At 73.1% G+C, this 17,021-nt stretch carries 9 protein-coding genes and 4 pseudogenes; 8 read left to right on the top strand and 5 right to left on the bottom strand.

Going from position 1 to position 17,021, the window contains the following annotated elements; all coding sequences use genetic code 11:
- Positions 1–30 precede the first annotated feature (30 nt).
- Together N8I86_RS29110 and N8I86_RS29115 are read left to right on the top strand one after the other, a co-directional pair.
- Entirely contained in the window at positions 31–582 is a 552-nt protein-coding gene (locus tag N8I86_RS29110) for a DUF1707 and FHA domain-containing protein (RefSeq protein ID WP_073897361.1), read from the top strand.
- 256 nt (positions 583–838) lie between these two features.
- Positions 839–1,117 (top strand): SSI family serine proteinase inhibitor, encoded by a 279-nt coding sequence (locus N8I86_RS29115; RefSeq protein ID WP_404830840.1) that lies wholly within the window; start codon positions 839–841, stop codon positions 1,115–1,117.
- A 45-nt stretch (positions 1,118–1,162) separates the two neighbouring features.
- Here the strand turns inward: N8I86_RS29115 and N8I86_RS39085 are convergent, their stop codons facing one another.
- Together N8I86_RS39085 and treY are read right to left on the bottom strand one after the other, a co-directional pair.
- Positions 1,163–2,650: a M14 family zinc carboxypeptidase gene (locus N8I86_RS39085; RefSeq protein WP_317633623.1), complete on the bottom strand. Its 1,488-nt coding sequence runs from the start codon at positions 2,648–2,650 to the stop codon at positions 1,163–1,165.
- Positions 2,589–4,957 (bottom strand): annotated as a pseudogene (treY, locus tag N8I86_RS29130) (malto-oligosyltrehalose synthase). The gene N8I86_RS39085 and the pseudogene treY overlap by 62 nt, the downstream one beginning before the upstream one ends.
- An 81-nt stretch (positions 4,958–5,038) precedes the next feature.
- Between treY and N8I86_RS29135 the strand changes: the two are divergent.
- Positions 5,039–5,337, top strand: a pseudogene (locus N8I86_RS29135) (hypothetical protein); the annotation flags it as partial.
- Positions 5,338–5,428: 91 nt separating this feature from the next.
- Here the strand turns inward: N8I86_RS29135 and glgX are convergent.
- Positions 5,429–7,537, bottom strand: a complete 2,109-nt coding sequence (glgX, locus tag N8I86_RS29140; protein WP_263279065.1) for a glycogen debranching protein GlgX — start codon at positions 7,535–7,537, stop codon at positions 5,429–5,431.
- Between the two features lie 194 nt (positions 7,538–7,731).
- Here glgX and N8I86_RS29145 point away from each other — a divergent pair, with 194 nt between their 5' ends.
- The 4 genes from N8I86_RS29145 to N8I86_RS29160 all read left to right on the top strand — a co-directional run bounded on the left by N8I86_RS29145 (position 7,732) and on the right by N8I86_RS29160 (position 12,120).
- Entirely contained in the window at positions 7,732–8,541 is an 810-nt protein-coding gene (locus N8I86_RS29145; RefSeq protein ID WP_073897351.1) for a Tat pathway signal sequence domain protein, read from the top strand.
- Between the two features lie 76 nt (positions 8,542–8,617).
- Positions 8,618–9,940, top strand: a complete 1,323-nt coding sequence (locus tag N8I86_RS29150) for a copper amine oxidase (protein WP_263279066.1) — start codon at positions 8,618–8,620, stop codon at positions 9,938–9,940.
- 116 nt (positions 9,941–10,056) lie between these two features.
- Positions 10,057–11,295 carry an SAV2148 family HEPN domain-containing protein gene (locus tag N8I86_RS29155; RefSeq protein ID WP_123440083.1) on the top strand — a complete coding sequence of 413 codons (1,239 nt, stop codon included), beginning with the start codon at positions 10,057–10,059 and terminating at the stop codon, positions 11,293–11,295.
- Between the two features lie 102 nt (positions 11,296–11,397).
- The gene (locus tag N8I86_RS29160) at positions 11,398–12,120 is read left to right on the top strand and encodes a 3'-5' exonuclease (RefSeq protein ID WP_073897345.1); all 723 of its coding nucleotides are present in this window, start codon (positions 11,398–11,400) and stop codon (positions 12,118–12,120) included.
- A 52-nt stretch (positions 12,121–12,172) separates the two neighbouring features.
- Here the strand turns inward: N8I86_RS29160 and N8I86_RS29165 are convergent, their stop codons facing one another.
- A complete protein-coding gene (locus N8I86_RS29165) occupies positions 12,173–13,036 on the bottom strand; it encodes a phosphotransferase enzyme family protein (protein WP_263279067.1) in 864 nt (287 codons plus the stop codon).
- A gap of 103 nt (positions 13,037–13,139) precedes the next feature.
- On the opposite strand from N8I86_RS29165, the pseudogene mgt reads away from it, so the two are divergent.
- Positions 13,140–14,433 (top strand): annotated as a pseudogene (mgt, locus tag N8I86_RS29170) (macrolide-inactivating glycosyltransferase).
- An 85-nt stretch (positions 14,434–14,518) separates the two neighbouring features.
- Here mgt and N8I86_RS29175 read toward each other — a convergent pair.
- Positions 14,519–16,761: pseudogene (locus N8I86_RS29175) on the bottom strand (MMPL family transporter).
- Positions 16,762–17,021: the final 260 nt, after the last annotated feature.

Consider the following 17,021-nt stretch of genomic DNA (forward strand, 5'->3'; position numbering starts at 1 on the left):
CTCGGGGTTCACTGCCCGACAATCACGAGCGTGACGTCGTCCTTCGAGTTCTCCACGTACCCCGCGCGATTGTCCGACGCGGAGCGCGACAAGGCGCTGCAGGCGCTGCGTGACGGCGTCGCCGTGGGACGGCTGTCCCACGACACGTTCGTGCGCCGCATGGAACTGGCCCTGGCCGCGCGCCGCTCCGACGAACTCGCCGTCCTCGTAGCCGACCTGCCCCGTGACAACCGCTTCTCCCGCATGGTCCTCGGCAGCGTCGAGGCCGTCTCCGGCTTCACCGTACGGCTGCGCCGGGCCTGGCAGGCGGAGCGGCTGCCCAAGCTGCTGCTGCCGCACCCCGAGCACACCCACCCGCTGCGCATAGGCCGCGACCCCGCCAGCGGGCTGCGCCTGAACCACGAGACCGTCTCCCGCGTCCACGCCGAACTCAGCCGCCGCGGCGGGATGTGGATCCTGCGGGACCTCGGCTCCACCAACGGCACCACCGTCAACGGCCGCCGGGTGACCGGCTCCGTCGTCGTCCGCGAGGGCGACCAGGTCTCCTTCGGCAGGATGGCGTTCCGGCTCGCCACCGCCTGACGCCCGCCGGGCCGAACGGAACCCGGCCGCCTTCGAACTGGCGCTCCGTCGCGCGCGCGTACCGTCCCGATCGGGTGAGCCGCACTGCGGAAGCCGGCCCTCCGTGCCGATGGACCCTGCATGACCTACATCACCAGAGCGACAGCGGCGGCCGGCGCCCTGCTGGCGGCCGCCGGGCTCCTCGCCGCGGGCCCGGCCCGGGCGGCGGCCGGCGACACCCCTACCGGCAACTGGCTCTACCTTTCGGTCACCAAGGGTGACGGCCGGCCGGGCGGTCGCGCGCGGCGGTCTGCTGCTGTGCGACCCGCCCCTCGGGCACGCGCGCGCCGCCGAGGCGTGCGCCGAACTCGGCGCCGCCGGCGGCGACATCGACCGCATCCCGGCCAGGAACGTGTTCTGCCCCATGATCTTCGCGCCGGTGACCCTCCACGCGCGCGGACTGTGGGATGGACGGTCCGTCGACTTCCGCCAGACGTACACGAGCCGGTGCGTCATGGAAGCGCGGACCGGAGCGGTCCTCGCCTTCGACGACTGAGCCCCGCGGGCTTTCGGGCCGGGCGGTGCGGGGCGCCGCACCGCCTCACCCCGCCTGCTCCCGGGCCTGCTGCGCGGCCACCAGCACCGTCCGCGACTGATGCTCGACCTGGTTCTCCAGCGGCACCCAGCGGGCCCGGAAACGCGTCGCGAAGGCGTCGCACCACAGCGCCACGAGCCGTTCAAGCCGCGGGGCCGCGCTGTCGTCCGCCTCCCGCAGCACCCGGAGCAGCATCGCCGCCGCCCGCAGCGGCAGCCGCCGTCCGAAGGCGTCCACGCTGCCCACGTACGCCATCGTCGTGGCGGCCGGGGGCGTGTGCACCCAGTCCTCGGCGAGACCCGGGATCAGCTCCAGCGCCCAGCGCGCGGCCCGCAGCAGCGGCCCGTCCGCGCCGTCCAGCCGGGGCAGTGCCTCGGCGAGCACCCCCTCCACCTCCAGCGAGTCCCGCAGCAGCCGCCGGGCCAGCCGGCGCATGGCGGCCGCGGGCGCCGGGTGCGGCGCCGGGTCGTCCACCAGGTCGCTCGCCCACATCGGCACCTCCACCACGGCCGTCAGACCGCCGTGGCGGTGCGCGTGGTACCAGGTGCTGTGCCGCGCGTCGTCGGGCATGCTGGGGTAGGCGACGCCCGACTCCGGGCCTGGCATCACATGCACCCCGGGCCCGGAGGCCGGCCAGCCCGCCGCGTCCGAGGCGCCGGTCTCCACCGGGATGTGCAGCTCAGCCGCGGACTTCGCGAACGGTTCGGCGAGGCCCGGCACGTCCCGCGTCAACTGCACCCAGCTGCCGCCCAGATCGGTGCCGTGCAGCGTCACCTGGAGGTACGGGCGCAGCTCGTCGATCACCCCGGTCAGGGCCACCGTCTCGGGCGGCAGTCGGTCCGGCGGCAGCACCGACGGCGACCACTCCGGCTGCTCCGCGCCCGTGGGCCGGTAGAAGCCGAGGTGGTAGTCGAAGAGGCTGCGCGGCGCCGGGGTCACGTGCAGGCTCGCCCCGTCCGGGTCCGCGCACAGCAGGAAGTGCCAGGACGTGCCCGACCGCAACTCGCGCTCCGCCAGGACCCGTTCCGCCACCGCCTGCAGGGTGGAGCCGCCCGCCGGCTCGTTGGCGTGCGCACCGGCGACGACCAGCACCGCTCGCTCGGCGTGCCCCACCGACAGCAGGTGCAGGGGTCTGCCCGCCCGCGAGCTGCCCACCTGCCGCAGCGTGCACAGCCCGGGCTCCTGAGCGGCCAACACGCGTGCATGGGCCACCAGTTCGGGAACGCTGGGGTAGCGCAGCTCCGGCAGGAGACTCACCCCCGACTTGTTTCCGCCCGGCTTCGCACTCCAAGTCCCCCACGGGATGAGTGAACTGTCAAGCACGCGACGGGGCGGGAGCCGGGGGCGCCCGGACGCAGTCACCCGGCGGCCGTCCGGGCCCGCACTCCGCCCGAACGGCGCTGGTGCGGGCCGCGGCCGGCCGACGTACGTCTCAGCTGCCGGGGACCCGCTCCAGCAGCACCGCGGGCCGGTGCTCGAACAGGTCCGCCACACGCGCGTCGCCGGTGAACTCCCGGTCCGGGGAGAGGACGTCGGCCCACCGTCCGGGCGGCAGCGGCAGCCGGGTCTCCCGCCAGCCCCCGCCTCCGCGAGCCGCAGCGAGAGCCGGGTCACCGCCGTGACCGCCTCGCCCGAGCGCGCGAACGCCACACAGTGCTCCGCCGCGGGCCCCTCGGCGGCCAGCGGCGCGTACGCCGCCGCCGTGCCGAAGACGTCCGGCCGCCGCGCCCGCAGCCGCAGCGCGGCCGCGGTCAGCGCGTCCTTCTCACCGGGCACCTCGGGCGGGAACGGCACGGGCCGCCGGTTGTCCGGGTCCACCAGCGCCCGGTACTCGCCCTCCGTGCCCTGGTACAGGTCCGGCACGCCCGGCATCGTCAGATGGACCAGCGCGGTGCCGAGGACATTGGCCCGGATGTGCGGCTCCAGGACCTTGCGGAAGGCGGCCACGCGCTCACCGGGCGGCCCGCAGGGGCCGGCGGTGACGAAGGCCGCCACCGCGTCCTCGTACGGCGGTTCCTGCTCCGTCCAGCTGGTGTACATCCCCGCCTCGCGCACATGCTTCAGCAGCGCCTCGCGGACCCGGTCCTCCTCGGCCGGGCCCAGCCCGAACACCGTCTGCCAGGCCGCCCAGGCCAGCTGCCCGTCCGGCGCCCCCTCCTCGGCCCGCGTCACCTCGGCGAGCAGGTCGGCCCAGCGCCCGGGGCACTCGCTGAGCACGGCCAGTGCCGCCCGGACGTCGGCGCTGCGCTTGGTGTCGTGCGTGGAGACCACCGTTCCGGTGTCCGGCCAGTCGCGCTGCACGCGCGCGCAGTACGCGTGGAAGTCGTCCGGGTGCACGCCGGGAGCGCCGGGGTCGCCGCCCACCTCGGTCGCCGACAGCAGCGGCACGTACCGGTAGAAGGCCGTGTCCTCGACGGACTTGGCGCGCAGCGCGGACGCGGTCTGCGCGAACCGGGTGCGGAACTCCACCCGGTCGGCGTGGTCCGCGTCGGACGGGTCGCCGAGCGGATCCACCAGGAGCCGCCGCACGATGCCGACGGCCTCCGCCTCCTCGGGCACCACGAAGGCCAGCCGGGCCTCCTCGGCGGCCTCCTCCGTGACGACGGCGGAGGCGTCACCGCGGGCGTAGGGCCGGTAGACCCGCATCCGGACGAGCAGTTCCTCCAGGGCCGTCCGCAGCGCCCAGGGGGCCCGGTCGCGCAGCGACAGGTCGGGCGAGGCCGCGCACAGCCGTACCGCCACCCGGGTGAGCCGCTCGGTCTCCGTGGCCAGCTCGTGCGTGAGGACCTTGTAGGCGGCCCGCCGTACCGTGGCGTCCCAGTTGCCGCCGCGGTCCGTCTGCGGGGCGGCGTACGCCCGGTAGCGGCCCAGCAGCTCGTGGGCCCCCGTCCGGTCCGTGAACAGGCCGTCGATCTGGCGCAGGGCGTCGTAGCCCGTGGTGCCCGCGACCGGCCAGGAGGCCGGCAGGTGCTCGCCGTCGGCGAGGATCTTCTCCACGACCGTCCAGCGGCCGCCGGTCGCCTCGTGCAGCCGCGCCAGGTACCCGTCGGGGTCGGCCAGCCCGTCGGGGTGGTCGACCCGCAGTCCGTCGACCACGCCCTCCGCCAGCAGCTGCAGGATCTTGGCATGGGTGGCGTCGAACACCTCCGGGTCCTCCACGCGCACCCCGATCAGCTCCGAGATGCTGAAGAACCGCCGGTAGTTCAGCTCGGTGCGGGCCAGCCGCCACCACACCGGCCGGTACCACTGGGCGTCCAGGAGCCGCGGCAGCGGCAGGTCCTCGGTGCCCGCGCGGAGCGGGAAGACGTGGTCGTGGTAGCGCAGCACGTCGCCGTCGGGCACGAGGTGGTCGAGCTGGGAGCCGACCGGGCCGCCGAGCACGGGCAGCAGCACCCGCCCGCCCTGGGCGTTCCAGTCGATGTCGAACCAGCGCGCGTACGGTGACTCGGGCCCCTCGCGCAGCACCTCCCACAGGGCCCGGTTGTGCCGGGGCGCCATCGCCATGTGGTTCGGCACGATGTCCACGACCAGGCCGAGGCCGTGCTCCCGCGCGGTCGCGGAGAGCGCGCGCAGCCCCTCCTCGCCGCCGAGTTCCCCGCGCACGCGCGCGTGGTCGACGACGTCGTAGCCGTGGGCGGAGCCGGGGACGGCCTCCAGGACGGGGGAGAGGTGCAGGTGCGAGACGCCGAGCGAGGCCAGGTACGGTACGGCCGCCGCCGCGGCGGCGAACGGGAACGCGGGCTGGAGCTGCAGCCGGTAGGTGGCCGTGGGCACTGCGGGTCCGGGGCGCGCAGAAGTCATGGGAACCTACGTACCCAGACTGCCGTCTTTCGTGTCATCCACCCCTGCCCGGACCTCCGCGCGCGTGCCTGGCTTCGAACGATGGGAACGTCACGGACGGGTTCGGCGAGCGGTGCCGCGACCGGGGGCCCCGGCCGGCGCAGCACCCGGGACGCCTACCGGCGGGTGATCGGCCTGACGGGCCCGCTGCTGCCCTGCGTGTCGTTCCTGGGGCGGCTGCCGACGGCCACCGTCCAGTTCGGCAGCGTGCTGCTCGTCGCCCGCACCAGCGGCTCCCTGTCGGCCGCGGGGTGACCGCGCTGGCGCTCGGCCAGGTGGCCTGCGGCCCGCTGGTGGGGCGGCTCGCGGACCGGCACGGGCAGCGGGTGATGGTCCTCGCGTTCCGCCCGACACCATCGGCCCCGCCGGCCGGAAGCCGGAAGCCGGACGGCGCGGGGCCGGCGGGTGACACCGCCCGGCCCCGCCGTCCGGCTACGCCGGTCGCTGGAGCACCGTCAGGCTGCGGTCGGCCAGGGTGAGGCGCTCGCCGGCCGCGACCTTCGCGGCCGGATCCTCCGGCGTCCCCTCGGGGCGCGCCGTGTCGACGACCACCTGCCACTGCCGGCCGTGGTTGACCGGCACCAGGAAGTCCAGCGGCTCCGGGGAGGCGTTGAACATCAGCAGGAACGAGTCGTCGCTGATCCGCTCCCCGCGCGTGCCGGGCTCGGAGATGGCGTTGCCGTTGAGGAACACCGTCAGCGCGGACGCCGGCGCCGAGTCCCAGTCCTGCTGGGTCATCTCGCTGCCCTCGGGGGTGAACCAGGCGATGTCGGACAGGTCGTCGTGCGTGCCCTCCACCGGGCGCCCGTGGAAGAAGCGGCGCCGGCGCAGGACCGGATGGTTCCGCCGCAGCCACACCATCGCCCGCGTGAACTCCAGGAGGTCCTTGTCGTCCTCCGGCCACCTCACCCAGGACAGCTCGTTGTCCTGGCAGTAGGCGTTGTTGTTGCCGCTCTGGGTACGGGCGAACTCGTCGCCGTGGCTGATCATCGGCACGCCCTGCGACAGCATCAGCGTGGCGATGAAGTTCCGCATCTGACGGGCGCGCAGACCCAGCACCTCGGGGTCGTCGGTGTCTCCCTCCGTCCCGCAGTTCCAGGACCGGTTGTGGCTCTCGCCGTCCCGGTTGTCCTCCCCGTTCGCCTGGTTGTGCTTGTCGTTGTACGACACGAGGTCGTGCAGCGTGAAACCGTCGTGGCAGGTGACGAAGTTGATGGAGGCCAGCGGACGGCGCCCGTCGTCCTGGTAGAGGTCGGAGGAGCCGGTCAGCCGGGAGGCGAACTCCGCCAGCGCCCGCGGCTCGCCGCGCCACAGGTCGCGGACCGTGTCCCGGTACTTCCCGTTCCACTCGGTCCACAGCGGCGGGAAGTTGCCCACCTGGTAGCCGCCCTCGCCGACGTCCCAGGGCTCCGCGATCAGCTTCACCTGGGAGACCACCGGGTCCTGCTGCACCAGGTCGAAGAACGACGACAGCCGGTCCACCTCGTGGAACTGCCGCGCCAGCGTGGCCGCGAGGTCGAAGCGGAAGCCGTCGACGTGCATCTCGGTCACCCAGTACCGCAGCGAGTCCATGATCAGCTGGAGCACGTGCGGGGACCGCATGAGCAGCGAGTTGCCGGTGCCCGTGGTGTCCATGTAGTAGCGCGGATCGTCGGTGAGCCGGTAGTACGACGGGTTGTCGATGCCCTTGAAGGACAGCGTCGGGCCGAGGTGGTTGCCCTCCGCCGTGTGGTTGTAGACGACGTCCAGGATGACCTCGATGCCGGCCTCGTGCAGCGCCCGGACCGCCGACTTGAACTCCAGCACCTGCTGGCCGCGGTCGCCCCAGGAGGCGTACGCGTTGTGCGGGGCGAAGAAGCCGATCGTGTTGTAGCCCCAGTAGTTGTTCAGGCCCATGTCGACCAGCCGGTGGTCGTTCACGAACTGGTGCACCGGCATCAGTTCGAGCGCCGTCACACCCAGCTGGGTCAGGTGCTCTATGACCGCCGGGTGGGCGAGCCCCGCGTACGTGCCGCGCAGCTCCTCCGGGAGCCCCGGGTGGCGCATGGTGAGGCCCTTGACGTGCGCCTCGTAGATCACCGTGTGGTGGTACTCGGTGCGCGGGGGCCGGTCGTCGCCCCAGTCGAAGTACGGGTTGATCACCACCGACGCCATGGTGTGCGGCGCCGAGTCCAGGTCGTTGCGCCGCTCGGGCGCGCCGAAGTGGTAGCCGTACACCTCCTCGCCCCACCGGACGGAGCCGCTGACCGCCTTCGCGTACGGGTCCAGCAGCAGCTTCGCCGAGTTGCAGCGCAGCCCGCGCCCGGGGTCGTACGGGCCGTGCACCCTGAACCCGTACCGCTGCCCCGGCATCACGCCCGGCAGGTACGCGTGCCGCACGAACGCGTCGCTCTCGCGCAGTTCCACCGCCGTCTCCGAGCCGTCGTCGTGCAGCAGACACAGCTCTACTCGGTCCGCGGCCTCCGTGAAGACCGCGAAGTTGGTTCCGGCGCCGTCGTACGTGGCGCCGAGCGGATACGCCTCTCCAGGCCAGACCTGCATGGATACGACTCTCCCAGGTGTGCCGCCCCCCTGGGGCCGCGTTGGCTTCCGAGTCTCCCCGAAAGTGACGGAACCTTAGGTGCCCTGCCTCCCTCTTACCCACCGACCAGTGCCTGCGGTGGTTCCTGTACCCGCCGTGGGCCGAACCAGTGGGGCACACATACTCCCGGCATCACGGGGAGTAGGGGGAACACGTGCGCGAGACAGTGCACCGCCATCTGGGAAAGGTGATGGCCGGAGCGGCCCTCGCGGCGGTGGGGACCGCCGCGATGGTCGCGATCACCCTGCCGGGCACGGCAGGGGCCGACGAGACGGGAGGGAACGACGGACGCGCGAACACCGTGCGGAGCGCCCGGGGCCAGGGGGCGCCACCGCCCGGTGTCGTGGAGCGGGCGCCCGCGGAGGAGAGCAGGGGCACGGGCCGGGACCCGCTGACCGACGACGAGATCCGGCGCGTCGAGCGGATCGCCCTGGACCGGCGGCTGCTGCGCTCGGCCGAGGACGTCGACGGGGGCCGTGGCCCGCAGCGGCTGAGCGTCGACCTCGCCGAACCGGAGGACGGCGAGGCGGACGACGCGCGTGCGCCCCGGCGGGCCGAGGTCACCTTCTACGACTACCGGGACGACACCCTCATCAGCAGGACCGTCGACCTGGACACCGGGAAGGTCGAGGCGACCACCACCCGGCGGGGCGTCCAGCCGCCGATGAGCCGGGCCGAGAACACCGAGGCGGCGCGGCTCCTGATCGCCGACCCGCTGGGCGCGGGCCTGAAGGCCGACTACAAGGACGCCACGGACCGGGAACTCACCTCCCCGGACCAGCTGCTGCTCAGCGGCGGTGTCTACCGGGCCGCTCCGGGCGCCCGGCCGGCGGCTCTCGACCGGTGCGGAACGCACCGCTGCGTGCGGCTGTTCACCAAGGTCAGGAACGGGCCGTGGATCGACACGAGGTCCCTCGTGATCGATCTGAGCACTCACAAGGTCGCCGCTCTCGGACGCGGCTGACCGCCGTCACCTCACACCCCGGCAGGTCCGGCCACTCCGGCACCATCGGCAACTCCGGCAAGGGAGTCATCTCGTCATGCCCGAGCACAGAATCAGCCGCACCCGGCGCAGGGCGGCCGCGGCCGGACTGGCGGCGGCCGCGCTCGCCGCCGGTGCGACGACCGCCGCGGGACCGGCGGCCGCGCAGCCGCGCGCGGCCGCACCGGCCGCCGCCGACTGCGGCGCCGCGCACCGGATCGAGCAGAAGCTGACGAGCGGCACCACCTGGCGCATGTGCTGGCGCTACGACAGCATGGCCGGGCTCGTCCTGGAGCGGATCACCTACCAGCCCAAGGGCGAACCGAAGCCGGTCAAGGTCCTCAACAGCGCCCGGCTCGCGCAGATCCACGTCCCGTACGACGACGGCTCGCACGAGTACGACGACCTCACGGGCGAGAACTTCGCCCAGGGACTGATGGACCTGGCGCCGGGCGAGTGCCCCGGCGGCACCATCAAGACCGTCAAGGTGCCCGACGGCGATCCGGCCCACCCGAACGTCAAGGGCCTGTGCACCACCACCCGTTCGCGCGGTCACGCCTACCGCATGCAGGACGTCCTCAGCACGAACAAGCTCTACCAGGCCCAGGGCAAGGACTTCCTCGTCTACACGGTCAACCAGGTCGGCTGGTACGAGTACATCACCGAGTGGCGCTTCCAGGACGACGGCACCCTCGGCATGAACGTCGGCGCGACCGGCAGCCTCTCGTGGGACGACTACAACGCCCGGGACGGCCGCGGCTGGCCCCTCGGCAAGGGCGCCAAGGACTACGCCACGAGCCACAGCCACAACGTCTTCTGGCGGCTCGACTTCGGGCTCGACGGCTCCTCCGCGTCGAAGATCGAGCAGTACGACTCGGCGGTCAGCCCGCCGGCCGGCCGGCAGGAGGGCCCGACCACCAGGACCACCCGCACCGAGGTCACCAGGGAACTCGCCGGCGACCACAAGAACTACCGCTGGTGGCGCGTGGTCAGCGCCACCGGCAGGAACAAGGACGGGCACGCCCGTTCGTACGAGATCGTGCCCGGCCCCTCCACCGAGTACGCGGGCCGCAGCTTCACCCGACACGATCTGTACGTCACCCAGTACGACAAGTGCGAGCTGTTCGCCAGCAACAACCCCAGGTGCGGGCAGGGCCACCCCACGTCCGTCGACAAGTGGGCCGACGGCCGGACCGCCCTGACCCACCCGGTGGTCTGGATGAACATCGGCTTCCACCACATCGCGCGCGACGAGGACCAGCAGCCCATGCCCGTGCACTGGCAGGGCTTCGCCATCGCCCCGCGGGACGTCACGGCTATGAATCCGCTCACTCCGCGTGACCTCGCATGGCAGAACGGCCATTGGAAACCGCGTAGTTGAGAAAACCGGTTGAGAAACCGACCTGTCCATCCGGCTGCACCGCCGACCGCTCGCGGAGTACCCTTCCTTGATCGTTGAGACGGGAAAGGCCCGGGGGGTCGGAAGGCGGTGCACGGGTGGGCTCGGGAGGGCTGGAGCTGCCCCCTGGTGACGAGGGTCACGAGGGGAACTCCGCAGACGTCCCGCCCGGCGCGGTGTCCCTGGCCCGCCCGATGGACGCGGGAACCATCGGGCCGGAGCTGGACTGGGACGCCGACGCCTGGCGCGAGGTGCGCACCCGCGCCCAGCGGGCCGGCCGGGCCTACATCTGGCTGAACCTCGTCGAACAGCGGCTGCGCGCCGTCGTGGCCGCGGTCCTGCGTCCCGTCTACGAACCCGTCCACGGCGACGACTGGGTGGTGGCCGCGGCCGGCCCGGCCGGACAGGAATGGGTGCAGCGCGCCGTCGCGGTGCGTGAAGTCAGCCGCCGCAAGGGCTACTTGCTCGACCCGGCCGACGACAACGTGCTCAGCTTCCTCACCCTGCCCCAGCTGCGCGAGCTGATGGTGCAGCACTGGCCCTGCTTCGAGCCGTACTTCGACGAACGCCGGGACCTCGAACTCGCCCTGGACGAGCTGGAGGTGACCCGCAACGTCGTCTCCCGCAACCGGGCCCTGTCCGAGGCGGTCCTCGGCCAGGCCGAGCGGGCCTCGGCCCGGCTGCTGGAGATGCTCGGCTCGGCCGGCGACGTGCCCTCCGCGCGGCGGCTGCCCGTGGACGCGGTGGAGGACCTGGTCGGCGACCGGTACGCCGACGTCGTCGCCGTCCACGCCGACCGGGTACGGCTGCTGCGCCAGTTCCCGGCCGAGGACTTCTTCGGCGGCGCACGCCGGCTCGACGCCATCGGCATCGGACTCAACCTGCTCGTGCAGAACTTCTCCGGACGCCGGCTCGTCCGGCTCGCGGAGGCCGGCTGCCGGGTGCGGCTGCTCTTCCTCAACCCGGCCTCCAGCTCGGTCAAGCGCCGCGAGCGCGAACTCGGGATGAAACGGGGCGAACTGAGCCGGTCGGTCGAGATGAACATCCTGCACATGCGCCGGGTCCGGTCCCGGTTGCGCGATCCCGGCGCCTTCGAGATCCAGGTCTACGACGAGACGCCCCGCTTCACCGCCTACCTGGTCGACGGGGACGGCGCCGACGGCATCGCGGTCGTGCAGTCCTATCTGCGGGGCGCGCGCGGGATGGAGTCGCCGGTGCTGGTGCTGCGCAACGGCAGCCGGCTGGTCAAGAAGGACGACGTGGGCGAAGCCGGACTCTTCCCCACGTACCGCGAGGAATTCGAGGTGGCCTGGGCGGATTCGCGCCCGGTGTCCTGAACTGTCCACGGGGGCCGGCGGAAGGCGGTCCCCGGATTGTCAGTGCCGCGTGCGAAGGTGGAGGCCGCTGGGGGAAAGCACCACCAAGAAGGGGGGCCGCCCATGGGCTGGCACCGGGAGCTGCTGATCGGCTTCGACCTGGAGACGACCGGGACCGATCCGCGCGAGTCGCGCATCGTCACCGGCGCGGTGATCGAGGTCAGGGCCGGTGAGCCCATGGGGCGCCGGGAATGGCTCGCCGATCCGGGCGTGGAGATCCCGGCCGACGCGGTCGCCGTGCACGGCATCAGCAACGAACGCGCGGCGGCCGAGGGCCGCCCCGCCGACCAGGTCGCCGAGGCCATCGCCGGCGTCCTGGTCTCCTACTGGCAGACGGGCGTCCCGGTCGTCGCGTACAACGCGGCCTTCGACCTCACCCTGCTCTCCGCCGAACTGCGGCGGTACGGGCTGCCGTCCCTCTCCGACCGCCTGGGCGGCGCGCACCCCGGTCCCGTCATCGACCCCTACACCATCGACCGCAGGGTCGACCGCTACCGCCGCGGCAAGCGCAATCTGGAGGCGGTCTGCGCGGAGTACGGCATAGCCCTCGACGCGGCCCACACCGCCTCGGCCGACGCCCTGGCCGCGGCGTGCCTGGCGTCCGCGATAGCCGACCGCCACCCGAAGATCGCCGCCCTGGGCGCCGCGGAACTGCACCAGCAGCAGATCCGGTGGTACGCGGAGTGGGCGGCGGACTTCCAGGGCTTCCTGCGCCGCAAGGGGGACGCCACGGCGGTGGTGGACGGGACCTGGCCGCTGCGGGAGCTGGTGGACGAAACCGTCTGACCCGGCCGCACCGGCGCCGCCGCTCGCCACGGGCCGGCCGGTCCGCGCGGATTCAGAACGGATACCAGCGCACGGTCTCGTCCCCGTCCCGCAGGGACGCCACCCGGCGCCGGAACTCGGCCAGTGCCTTCGGATTGCTCGGCGCGTGCTGGGCCACCCAGGCACAGCTGGCCGTCTCCCGCGCACCACGCAGCACGGCGCAGCCCTCCCACTCCCGTACGTCCCACCCGTACGCCTCGGTGAAGGAGCCGTACGCCTCGGCCGGCAGTCCGTACCGGTCGCGGGAGAGGGCCATCACCACCAGGTCGTGCTCGCGCAGATCGGCGGAGAAGGTCTCCAGGTCGACCAGGACCGGCCCGTCCGGGCCGATGTGCACGTTGCGCGGCAGCGCGTCACCGTGGATCGGCCCCGGCGTCAGACGCGGTGTCAGGGCGGCCGCGGCGGCCGCGAAACCGTCCCGGCGCGCCCGGAGGTAGGCCGCGTCCGCGGGGTCGATCGCGTCTCCCGCCAGCCGCAGCCACCGCTCCACACCGCCCAGCAGCTCCCGCGGCGGCAGGGCGAAGGGCGGCGCGTCCAGCGCGTGCACGATCCGCAGCAGCCGCGCCAGATCGCTCGGCTCGGCCGGGCGTACGGCGTCGGGCAGCCGGTGCCACACCGTCACCGGGTGTCCCTCCACCAGCCGTGGCTTCGGCTCGGCCGCCCGTACCGCCGGGACCTCCGCCCCGGCGAGCCAGCCGGCGATGTCCAGTTCGCGCCGGGCCCGCTCCAGCAGCTCGGCGTCCCGGCCGACCTTCACCACCAGGTCGCCGGCGGCGAACACCGCGTTCTCGCCGAGGGCGAGGAGCCGCGCGTCCCGGGCCCGGCCCGGGACGACTCCCGCCGCGTCCAGTACGTCCCGCGCGCGTGCCTCGTCCATCGTCGTGCCTCCGTGCCGTCTGCCCGTGCGGTCCGTGGGCCCACCGGGCGTGCCGGGTGCGGGCCGTTCCCGGCCAGTCTCGCATTCGCACAGGTCGGCGGGTGTGGGTGCCCGCCGGAGGACGGAGAGTGCCGAAAATCGATTAGACGAGACGGTTCGTCTCGCGTACGGTCCTGCCCATGACCGCGAAGACCGTCACCCCCGCCCACATCGCCATGTTCTCCATCGCCGCCCACGGCCATGTGAACCCCAGCCTGGAGGTGATCCGCGAACTCGTCGCCCGGGGGCACCGCGTGACCTACGCCGTCCCGCCGGTGTTCGCCGGCAAGGTGGCCGCCACGGGGGCCCGGCCCGTGCCGTACACCTCCACCCTGCCCGGCCCCGACGCCGATCCCGAGGCCTGGGGGAGCACCCTGCTCGACAACGTGGAGCCGTTCCTGGACGACGCCATCCAGGCGCTCCCGCAGCTCGCCGACGCCTACGCCGGCGACGAACCCGACCTCGTCCTGCACGACATCGCCTCCTACCCGGCCCGCGTCCTCGCCCGTCGCTGGGGCGTCCCCGCGGTCTCCCTGTCCCCGAACCTGGTCGCCTGGGAGGGCTACGAGGAGGAGGTCGCCGAGCCGATGTGGGCCGAGCCGAGGAAGACCGCGCGTGGGCGGGCCTACTACGCGCGGTTCGCGGCATGGCTGGCGGAGAACGGGATCAGCGAGCACCCGGACCCGTTCACCGGCCGCCCGGCACGCTCCCTGGTGCTCATCCCGAAGGCGCTCCAGCCGCACGCCGACCGCGTCGACGAACGCGTCCACAGCTTCGTCGGCGCCTGCCAGGGCGACCGGGCCGAGCAGGGCGACTGGCAGCGGCCCGCGGGCGCCGAGAAGGTCGTCCTGGTCTCCCTCGGCTCGGCCTTCACCAGGCAGCCCGCCTTCTACCGCGCGTGCGTGCGCGCCTTCGGCGACCTGCCCGGCTGGCATCTCGTCCTGCAGATCGGCAGCCACGTGGACCCGGCCGAGCTGGGCGACGTACCGTCCGGCGTCGAAGTACACGACTGGGTGCCCCAGTTGGCGATCCTGCGGCAGGCGGACCTGTTCGTCACGCACGCGGGCGCCGGCGGCAGCCAGGAGGGGCTCGCCACCGCCACACCGATGATCGCCGTGCCGCAGGCCGTCGACCAGTTCGGCAACGCGGACATGCTCCAGGCGCTCGGGGTGGCCCGGCGCCTGTCCACCGAGGAGGCCACGGCCGACCGCCTCCGCGAGACCGCCCTCGCGCTGCTGGACGACCCCGAGGTGGCCCGCCGCCTGAAGACCGTCCAGGCGGAGATGGCCCAGGAGGGCGGCACCCGGCGGGCGGCGGACCTCATCGAGGCCGAACTGCCCACCGCCCGCCGGAAGTAGCACCCAGCGGGCACCAGTGGCCCCGCGACGGGCAGGGCCCGCCGGTTCCTCGGAGGAACCGGCGGGCCCTGCCGGGCGGGTGGGATCAGACCGGCAGCCGCTCGCTCTCGCCGCGCACCGGCCGGGCGATCACCTCGGACGCCTCGTCGTGGGTCAGGTCCGGAAGACGGTGCAGCCACTTCGGGAAGTACCAGTTGCGCTCGCCGAGCAGCGCCATCACCGCCGGCAGCAGCACCCCGCGGATGACCGTCGCGTCGATCAGGACCGCCGCGGCGAGACCCACGCCCATCTGCTTCATGGACTGCATGGACAGCGTGCCGAAGATCGCGAACACGGCGACCATGATGACCGCGGCGCTGGTGACCACCCCGGCCGTGGTGACCACGCCGTGCCGGATGGCGTCCCGGGTGTCGCGGCCGCGCATCCGGGCCTCGCGGATCCGGGAGACCACGAACACGTGGTAGTCCATGGACAGTCCGAACAGGATCACGAAGAGGAACAGCGGCAGCCAGGTCACGATCGCGCCGACGCCCTCCGCGCCCACCAGCGAGGCGCCCCAGCCGTGCTGGAAGACGGCGACGAGGACGCCGTAGGCGGCCGCCACCGACAGCAGGTTGAGCACGATCGAGGTGAGCGCCACGGTGAGCGAGCGGAACGACAGCAGCATCAGCAGGAAGGCGAAGACGACCACGAACGCGAAGACCGGCACCACCGAGCCCATCAGCTGGTCGTTGAAGTCGCTGTTGCCCGCGACCTGTCCGGTGATCGGCGCCTGCACCCCGTCGACCTTGCCGAGGGTCGCGGGCCGTACCTCGTCCCGCAGGGTGTCGAGGCTCTTCGTCGCCTTGTCCATGTCTGAGCCGCCGACCAGCGGCACGGACACCAGCGCCACGTTCCGCGCCGGGTGCAGCTTGATGTCGACCGGACCGCGCGAGGCACCCGAGGAGATCGCCCGCTCCTTGAAGTCGGCGAGCGCCTGCCGGACCTCGGGTGCGCCGATGTCCTTGGCCCGCACCACGACCTGGGCGGGTTCGCTGCCGCCCGGGAAGGCGTCGTTGATGCGGTTGTAGGTCTGCACGATCGGCAGCGAGTCGCCGAACTCCTGGTCCAGGGTGAGCTGCTGGGTCTTCATGCCGAGCGCGGGTGCCGCGATCGCCAGCAGGGTGCCGCCCGCGACGGCGACCGACACCAGCGGCCGGGCGAGCACGCCCCGCAGCACCGCCGACCAGAACCGGCTCCCGCCGTCGGCGCCCCGCTCCCGGCGCCGCCGGCCCACGAAGGGCAGGCGCCCTTCTCGACCCGCTCGCCGAGCAGCGACAGCAGCGCCGGCAGCACCGTCACCGACCCGACCATGGCGACCGCCACGACCATCAGCGAGGCGAGCCCCATCGCCTCGAACTCGGCGAGGCCGGTGAACAGCATGCCGGCCATCGCCACGCACACCGTGACTCCGGAGACGACGATCGCCCGGCCACTGGTGGCGGCGGCGATCCTGAGAGCCGTGCCCGCGTCCCGCCCGGCGGCCCGCTCCTCGCGCTCGCGCCGCAGGTAGAACAGGCAGTAGTCGACCCCGACGGCCATCCCGACCAGCAGCATCACGGAGTTGGCGGTGTCGCTCATCGGCTGGAGATGGCTGACGATCCCCATCAGACCCATCGTCGCCATGATCGCGGTGATCGCGAGCGCCACCGGCAGCAGCGCGGCCACCAGCGCCCCGAAGGCGATCAGCAGGATGCCGAGGGCCACCGGCACCGCCGAGTACTCGGCCTGCTGGAAGTCGTCCCCGAAGGCGTCCTTGTACTGCTTCTGCATGCTGGCGCCGCCGATCTCCTCGATCCGCAGCGAGCCGTGGTCCTTCCGCACCTCGGCGACGGCGTTCAGCACCGGCTCGATCCGGTCGGCGGCCGTCTCCGCGTCACCGCGCAGATCGAACTGCACCAGCGCGCTGCGGCCGTCCCTGGAGATGGTGTGCGTGTCGTACGGCGAGGTCACACCGGTCACCTTGCCGGTGTCGCGCACCGCGTCGACGACATCGGCGACGGCGGCCCGGAACTCGCCGCTCGTGGCCTCGACGGAGCCGCCCTTGGACTGGATGAGCACGGTCTCACCGGCCGGCTCCTCGATCCCCGCGTCCTCGATGATGCGGGCCGCGGTGTGCGTCTCTCCCTTGAGCTGGTCGCTCTCGTCCACGTCGACCCGCCCCGCCGCCGAGCCGAGCCCCATCGCCAGGACCACGAACAGCACCCATATGCCGACGGCCGCCCAGCGGTGCCGTGCGCTCCAGCCGCCGGCGCGGGCGGCCAGCCCCCGCACCTGTGTCTTCCCCATGACGGGCACGCCCCCTCGTGTGCGGTGGCGACCCCCTGCCGCCACTTCCGTGCTTTCTCCGTTCGACGGTATGGGCCCCGCCGGCGCGTCTCGTCGTGCTGCCCGGTGAGCTGCGGCGGCCCCGGCTCACCGCTGGGGAGGACGACGGGCCCTTACATCTATCGGGGATCCACCGGTACGAGGCTCAGGGGTGCCGCCTCCCGGGTGCGCGCGGCGGTGTCCGATCCGCCGCCAAGATCCACTTTGTGATTACGAAACCT

It is taken from the genome of Streptomyces albidicamelliae (assembly GCF_025642175.1).
Lineage (GTDB): Bacteria > Actinomycetota > Actinomycetes > Streptomycetales > Streptomycetaceae > Streptomyces > Streptomyces albidocamelliae.

Coding starts and splice junctions, on each gene's coding strand:
- N8I86_RS29165 (WP_263279067.1), bottom strand. CDS start 13,036: ATGGACGAGGCACGCGCGCGGGACGTACTGGACGCGGCGGGAGTCGTC.
- glgX (WP_263279065.1), bottom strand. CDS start 7,537: ATGCAGGTCTGGCCTGGAGAGGCGTATCCGCTCGGCGCCACGTACGAC.
- N8I86_RS29150 (WP_263279066.1), top strand. CDS start 8,618: ATGCCCGAGCACAGAATCAGCCGCACCCGGCGCAGGGCGGCCGCGGCC.
- N8I86_RS29160 (WP_073897345.1), top strand. CDS start 11,398: ATGGGCTGGCACCGGGAGCTGCTGATCGGCTTCGACCTGGAGACGACC.